Origin of the sequence: Streptomyces marokkonensis, assembly GCF_008312835.1 — a bacterium.
GTDB classification, from domain to species: Bacteria; Actinomycetota; Actinomycetes; order Streptomycetales; family Streptomycetaceae; genus Streptomyces; species Streptomyces marokkonensis_A.
On sequence record NZ_VSKS01000014.1, the window covers coordinates 175,809 to 193,676 of the forward strand.

The 17,868-nt window shown below is 71.5% G+C and carries 16 protein-coding genes; 6 read left to right on the top strand and 10 right to left on the bottom strand.

Annotated elements, in window-relative coordinates; genetic code table 11:
• Nucleotides 1-38 precede the first annotated feature (38 nt).
• The 5 genes from F1615_RS23935 to F1615_RS23955 all read right to left on the bottom strand — a co-directional run bounded on the left by F1615_RS23935 (nt 39) and on the right by F1615_RS23955 (nt 6,859).
• Nucleotides 39-1,022: a DEDDh family exonuclease gene (locus tag F1615_RS23935; protein WP_149551120.1), complete on the bottom strand. Its 984-nt coding sequence runs from the start codon at nt 1,020-1,022 to the stop codon at nt 39-41.
• A gap of 119 nt (nt 1,023-1,141) precedes the next feature.
• Nucleotides 1,142-2,149: a CopD family protein gene (locus F1615_RS23940; RefSeq protein ID WP_149551121.1), complete on the bottom strand. Its 1,008-nt coding sequence runs from the start codon at nt 2,147-2,149 to the stop codon at nt 1,142-1,144.
• Nucleotides 2,150-2,235: 86 nt separating this feature from the next.
• Nucleotides 2,236-3,612, bottom strand: coding sequence for a CoA transferase (locus F1615_RS23945; RefSeq protein WP_149551122.1), 1,377 nt, complete (start codon nt 3,610-3,612; stop codon nt 2,236-2,238).
• Between the two features lie 119 nt (nt 3,613-3,731).
• Nucleotides 3,732-5,270 (bottom strand): S8 family peptidase, encoded by a 1,539-nt coding sequence (locus F1615_RS23950; RefSeq protein WP_149551123.1) that lies wholly within the window; start codon nt 5,268-5,270, stop codon nt 3,732-3,734.
• A 59-nt stretch (nt 5,271-5,329) separates the two neighbouring features.
• The gene (locus F1615_RS23955) at nt 5,330-6,859 is read right to left on the bottom strand and encodes a S8 family serine peptidase (RefSeq protein WP_149551124.1); all 1,530 of its coding nucleotides are present in this window, start codon (nt 6,857-6,859) and stop codon (nt 5,330-5,332) included.
• A gap of 267 nt (nt 6,860-7,126) precedes the next feature.
• Here F1615_RS23955 and F1615_RS23960 point away from each other — a divergent pair, with 267 nt between their 5' ends.
• The 3 genes from F1615_RS23960 to moaA all read left to right on the top strand — a co-directional run bounded on the left by F1615_RS23960 (nt 7,127) and on the right by moaA (nt 10,256).
• The gene (locus F1615_RS23960; RefSeq protein ID WP_149551125.1) at nt 7,127-7,483 is read left to right on the top strand and encodes a DUF485 domain-containing protein; all 357 of its coding nucleotides are present in this window, start codon (nt 7,127-7,129) and stop codon (nt 7,481-7,483) included.
• The gene (locus F1615_RS23965; protein ID WP_149551126.1) at nt 7,480-9,108 is read left to right on the top strand and encodes a solute symporter family protein; all 1,629 of its coding nucleotides are present in this window, start codon (nt 7,480-7,482) and stop codon (nt 9,106-9,108) included. Before F1615_RS23960 ends, F1615_RS23965 begins: the two co-directional genes overlap by 4 nt.
• A 158-nt stretch (nt 9,109-9,266) precedes the next feature.
• Nucleotides 9,267-10,256 carry a GTP 3',8-cyclase MoaA gene (gene moaA, locus F1615_RS23970; RefSeq protein ID WP_149551127.1) on the top strand — a complete coding sequence of 330 codons (990 nt, stop codon included), beginning with the start codon at nt 9,267-9,269 and terminating at the stop codon, nt 10,254-10,256.
• Nucleotides 10,257-10,277: 21 nt separating this feature from the next.
• Here moaA and F1615_RS23975 read toward each other — a convergent pair whose 3' ends face one another.
• Nucleotides 10,278-10,502 (bottom strand): hypothetical protein, encoded by a 225-nt coding sequence (locus F1615_RS23975; RefSeq protein WP_149551165.1) that lies wholly within the window; start codon nt 10,500-10,502, stop codon nt 10,278-10,280.
• A 245-nt stretch (nt 10,503-10,747) separates the two neighbouring features.
• Nucleotides 10,748-11,146 (bottom strand): DUF3099 domain-containing protein, encoded by a 399-nt coding sequence (locus tag F1615_RS23980; protein WP_149551128.1) that lies wholly within the window; start codon nt 11,144-11,146, stop codon nt 10,748-10,750.
• 246 nt (nt 11,147-11,392) lie between these two features.
• Here F1615_RS23980 and F1615_RS23985 point away from each other — a divergent pair, with 246 nt between their 5' ends.
• Complete coding sequence (locus tag F1615_RS23985) at nt 11,393-11,677, top strand: GlsB/YeaQ/YmgE family stress response membrane protein (protein WP_149551129.1); 285 nt, start codon at nt 11,393-11,395, stop codon at nt 11,675-11,677.
• A 71-nt stretch (nt 11,678-11,748) separates the two neighbouring features.
• On the opposite strand, the gene tyrS is transcribed toward F1615_RS23985, so the two are convergent.
• The 3 genes from tyrS to F1615_RS24000 form a co-directional block, all read right to left on the bottom strand.
• Entirely contained in the window at nt 11,749-13,017 is a 1,269-nt protein-coding gene (gene tyrS, locus F1615_RS23990; protein ID WP_149551130.1) for a tyrosine--tRNA ligase, read from the bottom strand.
• 66 nt (nt 13,018-13,083) lie between these two features.
• A complete protein-coding gene (locus F1615_RS23995) occupies nt 13,084-14,478 on the bottom strand; it encodes a metallopeptidase TldD-related protein (RefSeq protein WP_149551131.1) in 1,395 nt (464 codons plus the stop codon).
• 82 nt (nt 14,479-14,560) lie between these two features.
• Nucleotides 14,561-16,084, bottom strand: coding sequence for a TldD/PmbA family protein (locus F1615_RS24000; protein WP_149551132.1), 1,524 nt, complete (start codon nt 16,082-16,084; stop codon nt 14,561-14,563).
• A 292-nt stretch (nt 16,085-16,376) separates the two neighbouring features.
• Between F1615_RS24000 and fabG the strand changes: the two genes are divergently transcribed.
• Together fabG and fabI are read left to right on the top strand one after the other, a co-directional pair.
• Nucleotides 16,377-17,081, top strand: a complete 705-nt coding sequence (fabG, locus tag F1615_RS24005; protein ID WP_149551133.1) for a 3-oxoacyl-[acyl-carrier-protein] reductase — start codon at nt 16,377-16,379, stop codon at nt 17,079-17,081.
• A gap of 6 nt (nt 17,082-17,087) precedes the next feature.
• Nucleotides 17,088-17,855 (top strand): enoyl-ACP reductase FabI, encoded by a 768-nt coding sequence (gene fabI / locus F1615_RS24010; protein WP_149551134.1) that lies wholly within the window; start codon nt 17,088-17,090, stop codon nt 17,853-17,855.
• The last annotated feature ends 13 nt before the right edge of the window (nt 17,856-17,868 follow it).

The following is a 17,868-nucleotide window of genomic DNA, read 5'->3' on the forward strand; positions in this document are numbered from 1 at the left end:
CGCCCGCCAATCACCCGTCCGTACGGTCGGTGTCCCGCTCAGCCCTCCGACGCGGGTTCGACATCCCCCAGCAACTGGCCGAACGCCGCCTCGTCGACGACCGGCGTGCCGTACTGCCGGGCCTTGACCACCTTCGACGTGCCCGAGTCCGGGTCGTTGGTGACGAGGAGGCTCGTGAGCCGGGACAGGCTGCCGGCGACATGCAGCCCGGCCTCGGTCGCGCGGTCCTCCAGCAGGTCCCGCTCGACGGAGGTGTCCCCGGAGAACGCCACACGCATGCCCTGTTTGAGTCGCTTGCCCGGTTCGTACCGTCCGGGGTTGGGGTAGGGGCACGCGGGCCGCTTGCGGGAGGGGCGCCAACTGGCCGGCCGGTAACCCCCGGGGCCCGCCTGGTGCCCGATGCGGGGCCGGTCCGTCCACTCGGTCAGCGGCCGGCACTCGTGCAGGGGCAGCCGCACGCCGCCCGCCGCCGCGGCCCGCAGGCTGGGCCGGAACGCCTCCGCCAGCACGCGCGCGTCGTCCAGCGCGTGGTGCGCCCGCTGCTGCACGACACCGAAGTGCGCGGCGAGCGACTCCAGCTTGTGGTTGGGCAGCGGAAGCCCCAGCTCCTTGGAGAGGGCGATGGTGCACAGCCGCTGCTTCACCGGTGCCTCGCCGCGCGCGCGGGCGTACTCCCGGGCGATCATCTGCCAGTCGAAGACGGCGTTGTGGGCGACGAGCACCCGGCCCTCCAGTCGGGTCGCGAACTCCGCGGCGACGTCCCGGAAGAGGGGTGCCCCTTCGAGCACGTCGCTCGTCAGGCCGTGGATCCACACCGGGCCCGGGTCCCGCTCCGGGTTGACCACCGTGTACCAGTGGTCCTCGACCTCGCCGCGCGCGTCCAGCCGGTAGACGGCCGCGGAGATGATGCGGTCGTCCCGGGCCAGCCCCGTGGTCTCCACGTCGACGACCGCGTATCCCCGGGGATACGCGGCCGGCCACGCGGTGGGGGAGGAGGCTGCGGCGGTGAGGTCTTCGAGCATGGTTCACGAGGATACGGGCCGCGACTGACACTCCTGTCCGTCAGGTGCCCCGCGCGGGGCGCCCGTTCGGATTCCGGACATGTCCGGACGGGACCCCGAAGCCGGTCACCGGCGCCCGGTCACCAGCGGATCGGCACCGGAAGCGCCGTCAGCAGTCCCGACACGGCGACCACCAGGGCGAGTACGTACACCTCCGCCCGCGCGGGCGAACTCGCGCTCAGCGGGTCGGCCGCGCGGGCCAGCCGGATCCGGGCCCACAGGGCGAGCGCGGCGACACCGGCCATCAGGATCACCTTGGCGAGCAGGACACGCCCGTACGCCGTGTCCGTCAGCTGCTCCAGGACCGTCTCCGGCGGCATCCGGCGCAGCGAACTGCTCACCCCCGTCGCGGTGATGGCGGCGAGCAGCACGGCCGCCACGCGCGCGTAGCGCCCCAGCAGCGCGGCGCCCGCCTCCCCCTTCTGCCACAGCCTCAGCGTGCGCAGCGCGTACAGCAGACCGCCCACCCAGAGCGACGCGCAGGTCAGGTGCACCAGCGTCAGCCCGGAGCCGGTCATCGGGCCGTACTCGGTCGTCGGATGGGCACGCAGCGCCTCCGCGACGACGATCGCGGCCAGGGGCCACACCTGTGTGCCGGGACGCCCGGACGCGGCGCACAGGGCCGCCGCGAGGAAGCCGTTGACCTCCAGGAGGGCGAGCTTGCCGTCCCGGGAGTCGTAGAGGCCGCCGACGTCGATGTCGGCGAGGCCGTCGGGCACCAGGTTGCCGGTGGCCACGACGGAGGCGAGTCCCAGGGCGGCCACGAAGCCGGCGGAGTTCGCGGCCGTGGACCAACTGCGGGGCAGCGCGGCCGGAGCGCCGGGCACGGAGCGGACCAGCCGCCGTACGAACAGCTCGCCGACGGGGACGGACAGCGCCGCGAACAGCACCGTGCGCAGCAGGGCTATGCCCCCGGTGCCGGGCGCGTCGGCCTCCCCGGTGCCGTGCAGTGCGGGGGACGGGCCGAGGAGCGGTATCAGCGCGCCCAGCGCGACCAGCACGAGCACGGCAACGGCCCGCCCGGTGCCGGGACGCCGGGCGCCCCTGTGCGCACCGGTCGCCCCGGACCTCGGTTTCGTCAGAGTCACCCCAGGATCTTCACAAGATCTGACAGTTCGGGGCAAGTGTGGGCCCCCATGGGACCCTTGCGCTCCCGTTTCGCCGCGCCGGTTCGTCAGCGCCACCGTGCCGTATCCGTGCCCCAACCCCCCGGCGGCCGCGCCCAGTCGCGCGGACCGTCGGCGAACGTCACCGGCGAAAGGGCGTAACGCAGCCTGCCCAGCGGGCCGTCCGCCTCCGCGAGCCACGGCCCGGGGTCCAGGTCGTCACCGGCCCTCCGCCCACCCGCGGCGCCCTCGCGCCCCGCCTCCTCCAGCAGCCACCCCGCCGTGCGCGCCAGCGCCACCCGGACGAGCCTGCTCCCGCCCTCGTCCGTCTGTTCGGTCAGCGCCCGCAGCACACCGGCCGCCAGCAGATAGCCCGTACCGTGGTCGAGCGCCTGCGCCGGCAGCGCGCCCGGCCGCCCCTGCGCCCCCTCGAACACGGCGATGCCCGTGGCCACCTGAACCAGGCTGTCGAATCCGCGCCGGCCGCCCCAGGGCCCGTACGCCCCCCACGCCGACAGCTCGGCCACCACCACTCCGGGCCGCCGCGCGGCCAGCGCCCCGGGGGTCAGCCCGAAGCGGTCCAGGGCGCCCGGACGGTACCCGGTGACCACCACGTCCGCCGACCCGAGCAACTCCTCCAGGGTCTCCCGGTCCGCGCCCAGGTCCAGCAGCGCCGACCGCTTCCCGAAGCCCGTGTCGGCGTGCTGGTCGGGGATTTCGGGCAGCCCGGGGGAGTCCACGCGCAGGACGTCGGCGCCCAGCAGCGCGAGCGTGCGGGTGGCGACCGGTCCCGCGATGACCCGGGTGAGGTCCAGCACCCGCAGCCCGGCCGCGGGCAGCAGGGGATCCCGGCCCACCCGGGTGAGCACCCGCGCGGGCGCCGAGTCCAGCCGCGCGCGCTCCACCAGAGGGCGGCCCCGCACCGCCGCCCCCTGGCCGTGCGCCGCCCACTCCCCGGGCGTACGCAGGGCGACGGCGAGGCCTCCCGCAGCGGACACCGTCTCCTCGATCTCGGCCGCGGAGCGTTCCGCGAGCGCCGCCGCCACCGCGTCCGGGTCCTCCGCCACGCCCAGCGCGGCGAGCAGCCGGGCCCGGTGGTGCGGATAGTTGGCGTGCGTGCGCACCCACCCGTCGGCCGTGCGCCAGAACCGCGACAGCGGGGCGAAGGTCTCCGGAGTCCGCCCGTCGATCCGCAGGTGCCGCTCGCTGGTGAACGCCGTGGCCACCGCCCCGTCGTCCACGCGCACCGCCGGCACCCCGCCGCCGTCCGTCCGCCGGGCTCCCAGCTCGGCGGCGGCCAGCGCGCACGCGCCCGCACAGGCGCGCGCCGCCTCCCGTACCGGGAGCCGGGCACCCAGCACACCGGGCCGTTCCACGGCCGTCAGGCGTTGGAGGAGCGCGGGATCGCCGCCCAGGGCGGACCAGACGGACGCGGTATCGGTCATGATCACACTATGCGGCACCGGTTCGATCTCCCTCATGTCCGGGGCGGACCCCGGACAGCGGAAAGGGCCGGGCGCATCCGCCCGGCCCTCGCTGTCACGACTGACGTGACGTCACCGCGTCACCGCGTCACCGCGTCCAGCGCGTCCGCGGTGCCCCAGCCGTAGAAGCCGTTGCGGTTCTTCGGGCCCTCGCACACCGCGTCGACCTTTCCGTCGCCGTCGATGTCGTACGGGTCCGTGCACGCGGTCGCGTCGGCCTGCGCGTACAGCAGCGCCTTCACCAGCGCCGGCGGCGCGTACGGGTGCGTCGACTTGATCAGCGCGGCGACACCCGCGACGTGCGGGGACGCCATCGACGTACCCGCCATGTAGCCCCACTTGCCACCGGGCAGCGTGCCCAGGATCAGTCCGCTCGTGGCGGGCGGGGCCGGAGTCTGGTACTTCGTCGAGTCGCCGCCGGGCGCGGCGATGTCGACGACACCCCGGCCGTAGTTGGAGAAGGACGACTTCAGACCCTTGGCGCCGGTCGCCGCGACCGTCACCACGCCCGGCAGCTGCGTCGGGATGTCGAGGCACTCGGACGGGTCGATCACCCGGTCCGAGGGCGTGCCGTCGTTCGGGGAGACCGGGTCGGTGATCTCGTCGGCCGCGAGGTCGTAGTTCTCGTTGCCGGCCGCGGCCACATTGACCGCGCCCTTGCGCTCCGCGTACCGCGAGGCCCGGGTGACGGCCTCGAGGAGCGCCTTCTGGTCCGGGTCGTTCTTGCAGTTGAAGTACCACGGGTCGGTGTAATAGCTGTTGTTGGTGACCTCGACCCCGTGCTCGGCCGCCCACATGAAGCCGCACACCACGGCCTCGGTGTAGAAGTAGCCGTCCGGGTTGGACACCTTGATGCCCGAGACCTTCACGCCGGGCGCGACACCGGTCATGCCGACGCCGTTCTTGGCGGCGGCGATCTCACCCGCGACGTGCGTGCCGTGCGGGCTCTCCTCCGCGCTCGGCCGCCAGGCGCCCTCGCTCGTGTCCGGCTTGCCCGCCACGCAGTTGACCGAGGCGTCCCGGTCGAAGTTGGGTGCGATGTCCGGGTGGGTGTCGTCGACGCCGGTGTCGATGACGGCGACGGTGACCTTCGAACTGCCCAGCGACTTCTCGTGCGCCTGGTCCGCCTTGATGGCGGGCAGGTCCCACTGGAGTCCCTGGAGCGGGTCCTGGCCCTCGGCGGCCTCGGCCTTCGCCTCGGCGACCTCGGAGGCGCTGAGCACCTTCGGGGTGCCCATGTCCGTGGTGGCCGCCGACGGCAGCGGCGCGTGGCGGGTGGCACCGGCCGACTGCACGCCGCGCGCCTCGCGGACGGTCTTCGCGAAGTCGGGGTTCGAGGAGTGGACGACGATGACGCCGATCTTGTCGTACGACGTCACGATCGTGCCGCCAGCCTCGGCGATCGCCTTCTTCACGTGCGCCGGCGCGCCGTGCCCGCCCCGGACGTTGACCACGTAGCTGAGCGGGGTCCCGTCGGCGTCGGCCGCGGCCGCGGCCGGCCGGCCGTCGGCCGGGGCCGCGGTGGCCGCGGTGTTCGGCAGGAACGCGAGTGCGGTCGCCATGGCCATCCCGGCCGGGATGACGAGCGCACGGCGGTGGCGCGGGTGAGGCGCTGTCATGAAGTCTCCAGTTCGTTCACAGGTGCGGGCGGACGGGCGGTGAGTGCGGGACCGCGGGCTCACTTGACGGCGCGCAGCGCGTCGACGATGCCGAAGCCGTAGAAACCGTTGACCCGGTCGCCGCCCTCGCACGTCGCGTCCTGCGTGCCGTCACCGTCCTGGTCGTACGACTCCGGGCAGCCCGGGTTGTTCGCCTGCGCCTTGAGCAGCGTCTGCAGCACCGCAGGGGAGGCCCACGGGTGCTTGGACTTCAGCAGCGCGGCGACACCGGCGGCGTGCGGCGAGGCCATCGAGGTGCCCTGCAGGAAGGCGTATTCGCCGTTCGGCATGGTGGACAGGATGCGGCCGTCCTTCGACGGCGTGTCCGGCAGCTGGTAGCGGCGGTCGCCGCCCGGCGCCGCGACGTCGACGACGCCCTTGCCGTACGTGGAGTAGTACGACTTGAGGTTGTGCACGCCCGTCGCGCTGACCGTGACGATGCCCGGCAGCTGGGTCGGCACGTCGAAGCACTCGTGCGGGTCGATGGTCCGCGTCACCGGCGTGGAGTCGTCGGGGCTGGAGTCGTCGACGATGGCGTCGGAGTCAAGGTCGTGGTTGGAGTTGCCGGCCGAGGCGAGGTGCAGGGTGCCCTTGCGCTGCGCGTAGAGCTGGGCCCGGTTGACCGCGTCGACGATCGCCTTCTGGTCCGGGTCGTCCATGCAGTTGTACAGCCACGGGTCCACGTAGTAGCTGTTGTTCGTGATCTCCACGCCGTGGTCGGCGGCGAACACGAACGCGCAGACGACGTTCTCCGGGTAGAACAGGCCGTTGTCGGGATCGCTGACCTTGATGCCCGAGACCTTCACACCCGGCGCGACACCGGCGACGCCGATGCCGTTGCGGGCCGCGGCGATCTCACCGGCCACATGGGTGCCGTGGTAGTCGTCGTCCGTGTACGGCCGCCACGCGCCCTCGCTGGTGTCCGCCTTGCCGCCGACGCAGTTGGCCGACTGGGACGCGGAGAAGTTCGGGGCGAGGTCCGGGTGGGTGTCGTCGACACCGGTGTCGATCACGGCGACGGTCACCTTGCCGCTGCCCGGGTTGATCTTCGCGGCCTTGTCCGCGCCTATGGCCCGCAGGTCCCACTGGTCGGCCTCGAGCGGCTCGCTGCCGGGGGTCTGCGCGGAGGCGGCCTCGGTCCGCGCGGCCTCGGCGGCCGTCACGTAGTCGGCGGCGCCCTCGTCCGTCGTCCCGGCACGGGTCAGGGGCGCGGTGCGGGTGGCGCCGGCCGACACGACCCCGCGCGCCTCGCGGATCTCACCGCCGAAGCCGGGGTTCGCCGAGTGGACGACGATCACACCGATCTTGTCGTACGAGATCACGACGGTACCGCCGGCCGCGGCGATCGCCCGCTTCACCGAGGCGATCGTGCGGCGGTCCACCTCGGTGTTGACGACGTACGCCAAGGTGGGCGCGTCCGCCGCCTGCTCGGCCGACGCCGTCTGGGGGGCCGCCGTGGCCGCCGCCGGCAGGAAGCCGAGCGAGGCGGTCAGGGACAGCACGACGGGTACGGCGAGGGCGAGCCGGCGTCTGGAACGCAGATGAGCCATGGGATCTCCACATCATCCGGAAACGAAACCGGCCCGAGACACGGGGTGGTGCTCGGGCAGGTACATGACGGGGTGGTGCAGGGTGAAGCTATCCCGCGCGCTCGCTGGCCAGCAATCATTTGCGGCAACGACTTCGGAAAACGGTCCCGGAAAAGAACCGCCGTCCGTTGAACCGGTCCTCGCGTGGCGCCGTGCCCTTGGACAGGAAGCGCGAGGACACTCGCCTTTCGTCCCCGCCCGACCCCAACCGCAACGCGAGGAGACTCCGTGGCCGCCGAAGCACCGCCCCCCTCGACAGAACAACACAAACTCCCCACGCCCGAGGAGTTCACCGAGGTGCAGGAGAGCGCTGAGTTCGGTGAACTGCGCCGCTCCTACCGCTCCTTCGCCTTCCCGCTGACCATCGCCTTCATCATCTGGTACCTGCTGTACGTCCTGCTCTCCAACTACGCGGGCGGCTTCATGGGCACCAAGCTGTTCGGCAACATCAACGTCGCCTTCGTCTTCGGCGTCCTGCAGTTCGTCACCACGTTCCTCATCGCCTGGTGGTACTCCCGGCACGCCGCCGCCAAGCTCGACCCCAAGGCCGAGGCCATCAAGACCCGTATGGAGGGCGGCGCATGAGCCCCTCGATCACCCATGTCACCCTCGCCGCGAACGAGGCGAGCGAACACCGCGCCCTGATCATCACGTTGTTCGCGCTGTTCGTCGTCGCCACCCTCGGCATCACCATCTGGGCGGGCCGGCAGACCAAGGACGCCGCCGACTTCTACGCCGGCGGACGCCAGTTCAGCGCCTTCCAGAACGGACTCGCGGTCTCCGGCGACTACATGTCGGCCGCGTCCTTCCTCGGCATCGCGGGCGCCATCGCCCTGTTCGGCTACGACGGCTTCCTGTACTCCATCGGCTTCCTGGTCGCCTGGCTGGTCGCCCTCCTCCTGGTCGCCGAGCCACTGCGCAACTCCGGCCGCTACACGATGGGCGACGTCCTCGCCTACCGCATGCGCCAGCGCCCCGTGCGCACCGCCGCCGGCACCTCCACCATCGTCGTGTCGATCTTCTACCTGCTGGCCCAGATGGCGGGCGCGGGCGTCCTCGTCTCGCTGCTGCTCGGCATCACCTCCGACGCCGGCAAGATCCTCATCGTCGCGCTCGTCGGTGTCCTGATGATCGTGTACGTCTCCATCGGCGGCATGAAGGGCACCACCTGGGTCCAGATGGTCAAGGCCGTGCTGCTCATCGGCGGCACGATCCTCATTACGTTCCTGGTCCTGCTGAAGTTCAACTTCAACATCTCCGACCTGCTGGGCAGCGCCGCCGAGAACAGCGGCAAGGGCGAGGCCTTCCTCGAGCCCGGCCTGCAGTACGGCGCCGACGGCACCACCAAGCTGGACTTCATCTCCCTCGGCATCGCCCTGGTGCTCGGCACCGCCGGTCTGCCGCACATCCTGATCCGCTTCTACACGGTGCCCAACGCCAAGGCCGCCCGTAAGTCCGTGAACTGGGCCATCGGCATCATCGGCGGCTTCTACCTGATGACCATCGCCCTCGGCTTCGGCGCCGCCGCCCTGATCTCCCAGGAGGAGATCATCGCGTCCAACCCGTCCGGGAACACGGCCGCCCCGCTGCTCGCCCTGCACCTCGGCGGCGTCGACTCGGCCTGGGGCGCCATCCTGCTCGCCACCATCTCTGCGGTCGCCTTCGCGACGATCCTCGCCGTGGTCGCCGGCCTCACCCTCGCCTCGTCGTCCTCCTTCGCGCACGACATCTACGCCAACGTCATCCGCAAGGGGCAGGCCACGGAGAAGGAGGAGATGAGGGCGGCCCGCTGGGCGACCGTCCTCATCGGTGTGGTCTCCATCGCGCTCGGCGCCCTCGCCCGTGACCTGAACGTGGCCGGCCTGGTCGCGCTGGCCTTCGCGGTCGCCGCCTCCGCCAACCTGCCGACCATCCTCTACAGCCTGTTCTGGAAGCGGTTCACCACCCAGGGCGCCCTGTGGTCGATCTACGGCGGTCTCATCGTGGCCGTCGGCCTGGTGCTCTTCTCGCCCGTGGTCTCCGGCGACCCCAAGGCGATGTTCCCGGACGTCGACTTCGCCTGGTTCCCGCTGAAGAACCCCGGCATCATCTCCATCCCCTTCGGCTTCCTGATGGGCTGGCTCGGCACCGTCCTGTCCAAGGAGGAGCCGGACGCCAAGAAGTACGCGGAGCTGGAGGTCCGGTCGCTGACCGGCACCGGCGCCCACTGATCCAGCCCTCCGGACGGCCGCGTCGCGGGACCCCTGCAGGTCCGTACGACGCGGCCGTCCGGCATCTCGTCGCATCGGGTCGACGCGGGTTGTCGGTGGCGTCACGTAGGCTCGCAGGTGCGAGACAGGAGTGATCCGCGTCGAGGGAGGGGGCCCACGTGCTCATCGACACCTACGGCCGAGTGGCCACCGACCTGAGGGTCTCACTGACCGACCGGTGCAATCTGCGCTGCACGTACTGCATGCCCGAGGAGGGGCTGCAGTGGCTGGCCAAGCCGGATCTGCTCACCGACGACGAGATCGTCCGCCTCGTCGGCATCGCCGTCACCTCCCTCGGTGTCGAAGAGGTCCGCTTCACCGGCGGCGAGCCCCTGCTCCGCCCCGGCCTCGTCGGCATCGTCGAGCGGGTCGCCGCGCTGGAACCCCGCCCGCAGACGTCCCTCACCACCAACGGCATCGGCCTGCGGCGCACCGCGGCCGCCCTGAAGGCGGCCGGCCTGGACCGGGTCAACGTCTCCCTGGACACGCTGCGTCCCGACGTCTTCAAGACCCTCACCCGCCGCGACCGCCACCGGGACGTCATCGACGGCCTCCACGCGGCCCGTGAGGCCGGCCTGACCCCCGTCAAGGTCAACTCGGTCCTGATGCCGGGGCTCAACGACGACGAGGCCCCCGACCTCCTCGCCTGGGCCGTGGAGCAGGACTACGAGCTGCGCTTCATCGAGCAGATGCCCCTGGACGCCCAGCACGGCTGGAAGCGCGACGGCATGATCACCGCCGGGGACATCCTGGCCTCCCTGCGCACCCGCTTCGAACTGACCCCCGAGGGAGACGAGGAGCGCGGCAGCGCACCGGCCGAGCGCTGGCTGGTCGACGGCGGCCCGCACCGGGTCGGTGTCATCGCCTCCGTCACCCGCCCCTTCTGCGCCGCCTGCGACCGAACCCGTCTCACCGCCGACGGACAGATACGCACCTGCCTGTTCGCCACCGAGGAGACGGACCTGCGCGCGGCCCTGCGCTCCGGCGCCCCCGACGAGGAGATCGCCCGCATCTGGAAACACGCCATGTGGGGCAAGAAGGCGGGCGCGGGCCTGGACGACCCGGCCTTCGTCCAGCCGGACCGCCCCATGTCCGCCATCGGCGGCTGAACGGACCGGGACGACAGGGACTCAGGCCCCTTCGGGGGCCTCCCACTCCGCGAACGGGACGACGTCCTTCAGGAACCCCCGCACGCCCAGGAACTGCGACAGATGCTCGCGGTGCTCCTCGCAGGCGAGCCACGTCTTGCGCCGCTCGGGCGTGTGCAGCTTCGGGTTGTTCCACGCCAGCACCCAGGCGGCAGCGGCACGGCAGCCCTTGGCGGAACAGATCGGGGTCTCGGGACCGGGCGTCATCACACCGCCGACCCTAACCCGATCGGCGCAGTACGACGTGCCGGGGAAAAGGCGACGCCGAGCAGCCACGGGGGGAGCTGCCCGGCGTCGGTCCGTCGCTCCGACGGGGGATGCGGAGCGCGTACGAAGTATGTCACGGGTCACCCCGCCCCCGGCACCGGAAGCACATGATTGATCTGAGCTTTTCTTGAGCTTGGCGGGTAAGCGTCTTCCGCTTGACCCCGTTTCCCCTCACGCCCCGATCTTCACGACCGCTCGGGCCGCTCCGTTCGTGCGCCCGGCACGTGCTCCGACGCCACATCTTCCGCATCGGCTTCCGCCGAACCGTCATTCGTCCGCGGCGGTGCGATCGTCGGCTTCATCGGTGTCGTCACGAAGGTCGACGGCAGCGACGGCGCGTTCTCGCGCCCGGCGTTGGCGATCACCACCGCGACGTACGGCAGGACCGCCCCGAGCACCAGCGCCACGATCGCGACGTGCCGTTCCACGTTCCACAGCGTCGCCGCGAGGATGACCGAGATGGTGCGGACGGTCATCGAGATCACATAACGGCGCTGCCGCGCCCGTACATCCTCCTGGAGGCCCGCCCGGGCACCGGTGATCCGGAAAACCTGGCCGCTGCCACTGTCCTGGTGCTTCCGCATCACATTCCACCACCCGACCCCATCGGACTCTTCCCGCCCGCTGACCGTCCCGCGACCCGGTCGGGGACATCGGGCCCGGACAGCTCCACGGTACGCCGCCCCCGCGCGGGTCACGAGCCCGGGGCGGCCCCCGCCCCGGCCCACGGCCTGCGCCGCGGCGTGTACACCCGAACCCGACATGCGGCGTAGGACGTCTCGTCCGACACTGGTCACAATGCTCGCGTCAAGCCGTACGAGGAGGCATCCATGGGCTGGTTGTGGGCGATCATCGTGGGATTCGTGCTCGGCCTGATCGCCAAGGCCGTGATCCCCGGCAAACAGCACATCCCGCTGTGGCTGGCCACCATCTGCGGCATGATCGGAGCCGTCGCGGGCAACGCCATCGCGCGGGGTTTCGGGGTGGAGGAGACGAGCGGCATCGACTGGAGCCGGCACATCTTCCAGCTGGTCGCGGCAATCGTGATCGTCTTCTTCGTGGACATGCTGTACACCACGATGAAGCGCAGGAAGCACGGAGGGCAACGGGTCTGACCGTCGCCGGGTGAGGGCGAAGGGACGGCCTCGGCGCCCGCCGGAGACCGCCCCTGGACGAAGCCGCCGGCTCAGCCGGCCGAGACCTCCACCGCCGCCAGGTTCTTCTTGCCGCGGCGCAGCACCAGCCACCGCCCGTGCAGCAGGTCCTCCTTGCCGGGGACGGCGTCCTCGGCGGTGACCTTGACGTTGTTCACGTAGGCGCCGCCCTCCTTCACCGTGCGCCGCGCGGCCGACTTGCTCGGCACCAGGCCGACCTCGGCGAACAGGTCGACCACCGGACCGAGCTCGGCCACCTCGACGTGCGGCACCTCGGACAGTGCGGCCGCCAGCGTCCGGTCGTCCAGCTCCGCCAGCTCGCCCTGGCCGAACAGGGCCCTGGACGCGGCGATCACGGCGGCCGTCTGGCCGGCGCCGTGCACCAGCGTCGTCAGCTCCTCCGCCAGCGCGCGCTGCGCCGCCCGGGCCTGCGGACGCTCCCGCGTCTGCTTCTCCAGCTCCTCCAGCTCCTCGCGGGACTTGAAGGACAGGATCCGCATGTACGACGAGATGTCACGGTCGTCCGCGTTCAGCCAGAACTGGTAGAACGCGTACGGCGTCGTCATCTCCGGGTCGAGCCAGACGGCGCCGCCCTCGGTCTTGCCGAACTTGGTGCCGTCCGCCTTGGTCATCAGCGGGGTCGCCAGCGCGTGCACGCCGGCGTGCGGCTCGAGCCGGTGAATCAGGTCCAGGCCCGCCGTGAGGTTGCCCCACTGGTCGCTGCCGCCCTGCTGGAGCGTGCAGCCGTGGCGCCGGTAGAGCTCCAGGAAGTCCATGCCCTGCAGCAGCTGGTAGCTGAACTCCGTGTAGCTGATGCCCTCGGCGGACTCCAGGCGCCGCGCGACCGAGTCCTTCGTCAGCATCTTGTTGACGCGGAAGTGCTTGCCGATGTCCCGCAGGAACTCGATGGCCGACATGCCGGCGGTCCAGTCGAGGTTGTTCACCATCGTCGCGGCGTTGTCGCCCTCGAAGGACAGGAAGGGCTCGATCTGCGCGCGCAGCCGGGTCACCCAGTTCGCGACCGTCTCCGGGTCGTTCAGCGTGCGCTCGGCCGTCGGGCGCGGGTCGCCGATCTGGCCCGTGGCGCCGCCGACCAGCGCCAGCGGGCGCAGGCCCGCCCGCTGGAGGCGGCGCATGGTGAGGACCTGGACCAGGTGGCCGACGTGCAGGCTGGCCGCGGTCGGGTCGAAACCGCAATAGAACGTGACGGGACCGTCCGCGAGCGCCTTGCGCAATGCGTCCTCGTCAGTGGACAGGGCGATCACGCCACGCCACTTCAGCTCGTCGACGATGTCCGTCACGGTTCTCGTGTCTCCTTGATGATCTTCGGCCGGCCGGGTGAGGGCCGGGAGCGAACGCCTACGAGGTTATACGCCCTGGCTGACAGAGCTCATGTTGAAATCGGGCACGCGCAGCGCGGGCATCGCCGCCCTGGTGAACCAGTCACCCCACTCCCTGGGCAGGGTCTTCTCCGTACGGCCCGCCTCGGTGGCCCGCCCGAGGAGGTCCACCGGCGACTCGTTGAACCGGAAGTTGTTGACCTCGCCGGTGACCTCGCCGTTCTCGACGAGGTAGACGCCGTCCCGGGTCAGCCCCGTGAGCAGCAGCGTCGCCGGATCGACCTCGCGGATGTACCACAGGCAGGTCAGCAGCAGCCCCCGCTCGGTGGCCGCGACCATCTCCTCCAGCGAGCGGTCCTCGCCCCCGTCCAGGATCAGGTTGTCGATCCCGGGTGCCACGGGCAGGCCGGTCAGGCCCGCGCTGTGCCGGCTGGTGGTCAGGTGCGCCAGCTCGCCCGCGCGGATCCACTCGGTGGCGTTCAGCGGCAGCCCGTTGTCGAACACCGACTGGTCGCCGCCGGAGGAGTGCGCGATCACGAACGGTGCCGACTGCAGACCCGGCGCGTTCGGGTCGCTGCGCAGGGTCAGCGGCAGGTCGGTCAGCTTCTCGCCGACCCGGGTGCCGCCGCCCGGCTTCGAGAACACGGTGCGCCCCTCGGCCGCGTCCCGCCCGGAGGCCGACCACAGCTGGTAGATCAGCAGATCCGCCACCGCGGTCGGCGGCAGCAGCGTCTCGTACCGGCCCGCGGGCAGCTCGAGACGCCGCTCGGCCCAGCCCAGCCGTACGGCCAGCTCGGCGTCGAGCTCCGCCGGGTCGACGTCCTTGAAGTCCCGCGTGGACCGCCCCGCCCACGCCGACCGCGTACGGTCCGGCGACTTGGCGTTCAGCTCCAGCGTGCCGTTCGGCTGGTCGTGCCGCAGCCGCAGCCCCGCCGACGTGCCGAGGTAGCTGGAGACCAGCTCGTGGTTGGCGAAGCCGTACAGCTCCCGGCCGCCGGCCCGTGCGCGGGCGAACGCCTCGCCCAGCGCCGGGGCGAAGTCGGCGAACACGGCGGAGGAGGTCTCCGCGGGCGCCTCGGTGAAGTCGGGTGACGGCTCCACCCCCGTGACCAGCGGCTGCGCGTCCTCGGCCGGACCGGCACCCCGCGCGGCGGCCTCGGCGGCCCGTACCAGGGGCTCCAGCTCGTCGACCGTCACCGCGGACCGGGACACCACCCCGGAGGCCGTGCCCCGGGCGCCGTCCACCGTGGCGATCACGGTGAGCGTGCGCCCGCGCGTGACGCCGTTCGTGGTGAGCGCGTTGCCGGCCCAGCGCAGGTTGGCGGTGGACTCCTCGTCGGCGATCACGACACAGCCGTCGGCCCGGGACAGTTCGAGAGCGCGCTCGACGATCTCGTGCGGTTGGTGGGTACGCGCGCTCATCGACCGGCCTCCTGCGTGGTGTTCAGACTGTGCTTTCCCGGGGGACGACCCCCGGACCCCCGGCCGATCCCGGTGCTGACGCTCATCGACCGGCCTCCTGCGTGGTGTTCAGAATGTTGACCCCCTTGAAGAGGGCGGACGGGCAGCCGTGCGAGACCGCCGCGACCTGCCCCGGCTGGGCCTTGCCGCAGTTGAAGGCACCGCCCAGGACGTACGTCTGCGGACCGCCGACGGCGGCCATGGAACCCCAGAAGTCGGTGGTCGTGGCCTGGTACGCGACGTCCCGCAGCTGCCCCGCCAGCCGCCCGTTCTCGATCCGGTAGAACCGCTGCCCGGTGAACTGGAAGTTGTACCGCTGCATGTCGATCGACCACGACCGGTCACCGACCACGTAGATGCCCCGGTCGACGCCCCCGATCAGGTCCTCCGTCGACATCCCGGCCGGGTCCGGCCGCAGCGACACGTTGGCCATGCGCTGCACCGGAACATGGCCGGGGGAGTCCGCGAACGCGCACCCGTTCGACCGCTCGAAGCCGGTCAGCCTCGCGATCCGCCGGTCGAGCTGGTAGCCGACCAGCGTGCCGTCCTTCACCAGGTCCCAGGACTGCGCCTCGACGCCCTCGTCGTCGTAGCCGACCGTGGCCAGCCCGTGCTCGGCGGTGCGGTCACCGGTGACGTTCATCAGCTCTGAGCCGTACTTCAGCCTGCCCAGCAGGTCGAAGGTGGCGAACGAGGTGCCGGCGTAGGCCGCCTCGTAGCCGAGGGCGCGGTCCAGCTCGGTGGCGTGCCCGATGGACTCGTGGATGGTCAGCCACAGGTTGGACGGGTCCACCACCAGGTCGTACAGCCCCGCCTCGACGCTCGGCGCCCGCATCTTCTCGGCGAGCAGCTCCGGGATCCGCCCCAGCTCCTCGTCCCAGTCCCAGCCGGTGCCCCGCAGGTACTCCCAGCCACGGCCCACGGGCGGCGCGACCGTGCGCATGGAGTCGAACTCACCGCTGGAGTCGTCCACGGACACCGCCGTGAAGACCGGGTGCAGCCGGACCCGCTGCTGCGTCGTCACGGTCCCGGCGGTGTCGGCGTAGAACTTGTTCTCGTGCACGGTGAGCAGCGAGGCGTCGACGTGGTCCACCCCGCCCGCCGCCATCAGGCGCGCGCTCCACTCGGCCAGCAGGCCCGCCTTCTCCTCGTCGGGCACGGTGAAGGGATCGATCTCGTACGAGGACACCCAGGTCTTCTCGGAGTGCACCGGCTCACCGGCCAGTTCCACCCTCTCGTCCGACCCGGCCGCCCGGATGACCTGCGCGGACAGCTTCGCCATCGCCACCGCCTGCGAGGCGACCCTGGCGGCGGCGTCGAGGGTCAGGTCCACCCCGGACGCGAACCCCCAGGTCCCTCCGTGCACCACGCGGACCGCGTATCCGAGGTCGGTGGTGTCCGACGACCCGGCCGGCTTGGCGTCCCGGAACCGCCAGGACGCGCTGCGTACCCGCTCCAGGCGGAAGTCCGCGTGCTCCGCCCCGAGCGCCCGCGCCCGCGCGAGCGCGGCGTCGGCGAGGGCGCGCAGGGGCAGGGCAGTGAAGGCTTCGTCAATGCTATGAGGCACCTACGTCTCTTCCTGTCGGCTTTCGATGTTCGGTTCAGTGTTCGGCTTCAGTGTCCGGTTCTCGGGATCCGCAAGGCGGCCGGTGCGCATCATGTCGCGTCGGCCGGTGCCGGACCACATGTTTCCGCCGGGAGCCCGGCGCCTTCTGTAGGGACCCGACAGTGACTCCCGTCGGCCACTGTCGGTGCCCCAATGTCCCGCGGCGGGCCCGGACCGATAGGTTTTCGGGGAAGCCGCCTGTCATGAGGGTGTCCGGGCGGGTGAACCAGACCGCTATCGAAAGGGTGATCCGTTGAGCCGCTCGGTTCTCGTCACCGGAGGCAACCGGGGCATCGGCCTCGCCATCGCCCGCGCGTTCGCCGACGCCGGCGACAAGGTCGCCATCACGTACCGCTCGGGGGAGCCGCCGGAGGGCTTCCTCGCCGTCCGGTGCGACATCACCGACCCCGAGCAGGTGGAGCAGGCCTACAAGGAGATCGAGGAGGCGCACGGCACCGTCGAGGTCCTCGTGGCCAACGCCGGCGTCACCAAGGACCAGCTCCTGATGCGCATGTCCGAGGAGGACTTCACCTCGGTCGTCGACACCAACCTCACCGGCACCTTCCGGGTCGTCAAGCGCGCCAACCGCGGCATGCTGCGGGCCAAGAAGGGCCGCGTCGTACTGATCTCGTCGGTCGTCGGGCTGCTGGGCTCCGCGGGTCAGGCCAACTACGCGGCCTCCAAGGCCGGCCTGGTCGGCTTCGCGCGCTCCCTCGCCCGTGAGCTCGGCTCGCGCAACATCACCTTCAACGTCGTCGCGCCCGGCTTCGTCGACACCGACATGACCCGGGAGCTCACCGAGGAGCAGCAGACGAAGATCCTCGCGCAGGTGCCGCTCGCCCGGTACGCGCAGCCCGAGGAGATCGCCGCGACGGTGCGGTTCCTCGCCTCGGAAGAGGCCTCGTACATCACTGGAGCCGTCATTCCCGTTGACGGCGGACTGGGAATGGGTCACTGAAACACCATGAGCGGAATTCTCGAGGGCAAGCGCGTCCTGATCACCGGTGTGCTGACGGAGGCGTCCATCGCCTTCCACACCGCCAAGCTGGCCCAGGAGCAGGGCGCTGAGGTCATCCTGACCGCGTTCCCGCGGCCCACCCTGACCGAGCGCATCGCCAGGAAGCTCCCCAAGCCCGCCAAGGTCATCGAGCTCGACGTCACCAACGAGGAGCACCTGGGCCGCCTGGCCGACGTGGTCGGCGAGGAGCTCGGCGGCCTCGACGGCGTCGTGCACTCCATCGGTTTCGCGCCGCAGGACGCGCTCGGCGGCAACTTCCTCAACACGCCGTTCGAGTCGGTCGCCACGGCCATGCACGTCTCGGCGTTCTCCCTGAAGTCGCTGACCATGGCCTGCCTGCCGCTGATGCAGAACGGCGGCTCGGTCGTCGGCCTCACCTTCGACGCGCAGTACGCCTGGCCGCAGTACGACTGGATGGGCCCGGCCAAGGCCGCCCTGGAGGCCACCAGCCGCTACATGGCGCGCGACCTGGGCAAGCAGAACATCCGCTGCAACCTGGTCTCGGCCGGCCCGCTCGGCTCGATGGCCGCCAAGTCCATCCCGGGCTTCAGCGAGCTGGCCTCCGTGTGGGACAGCCGCGCGCCGCTGGAGTGGGACCTCAAGGACCCGGAGCCGGCCGGCCGCGGTGTCGTCGCCCTGCTGAGCGACTGGTTCCCGAAGACCACGGGCGAGATCGTCCACGTGGACGGCGGTCTGCACGCCATCGGCGCCTGACCGGACGCCTGAC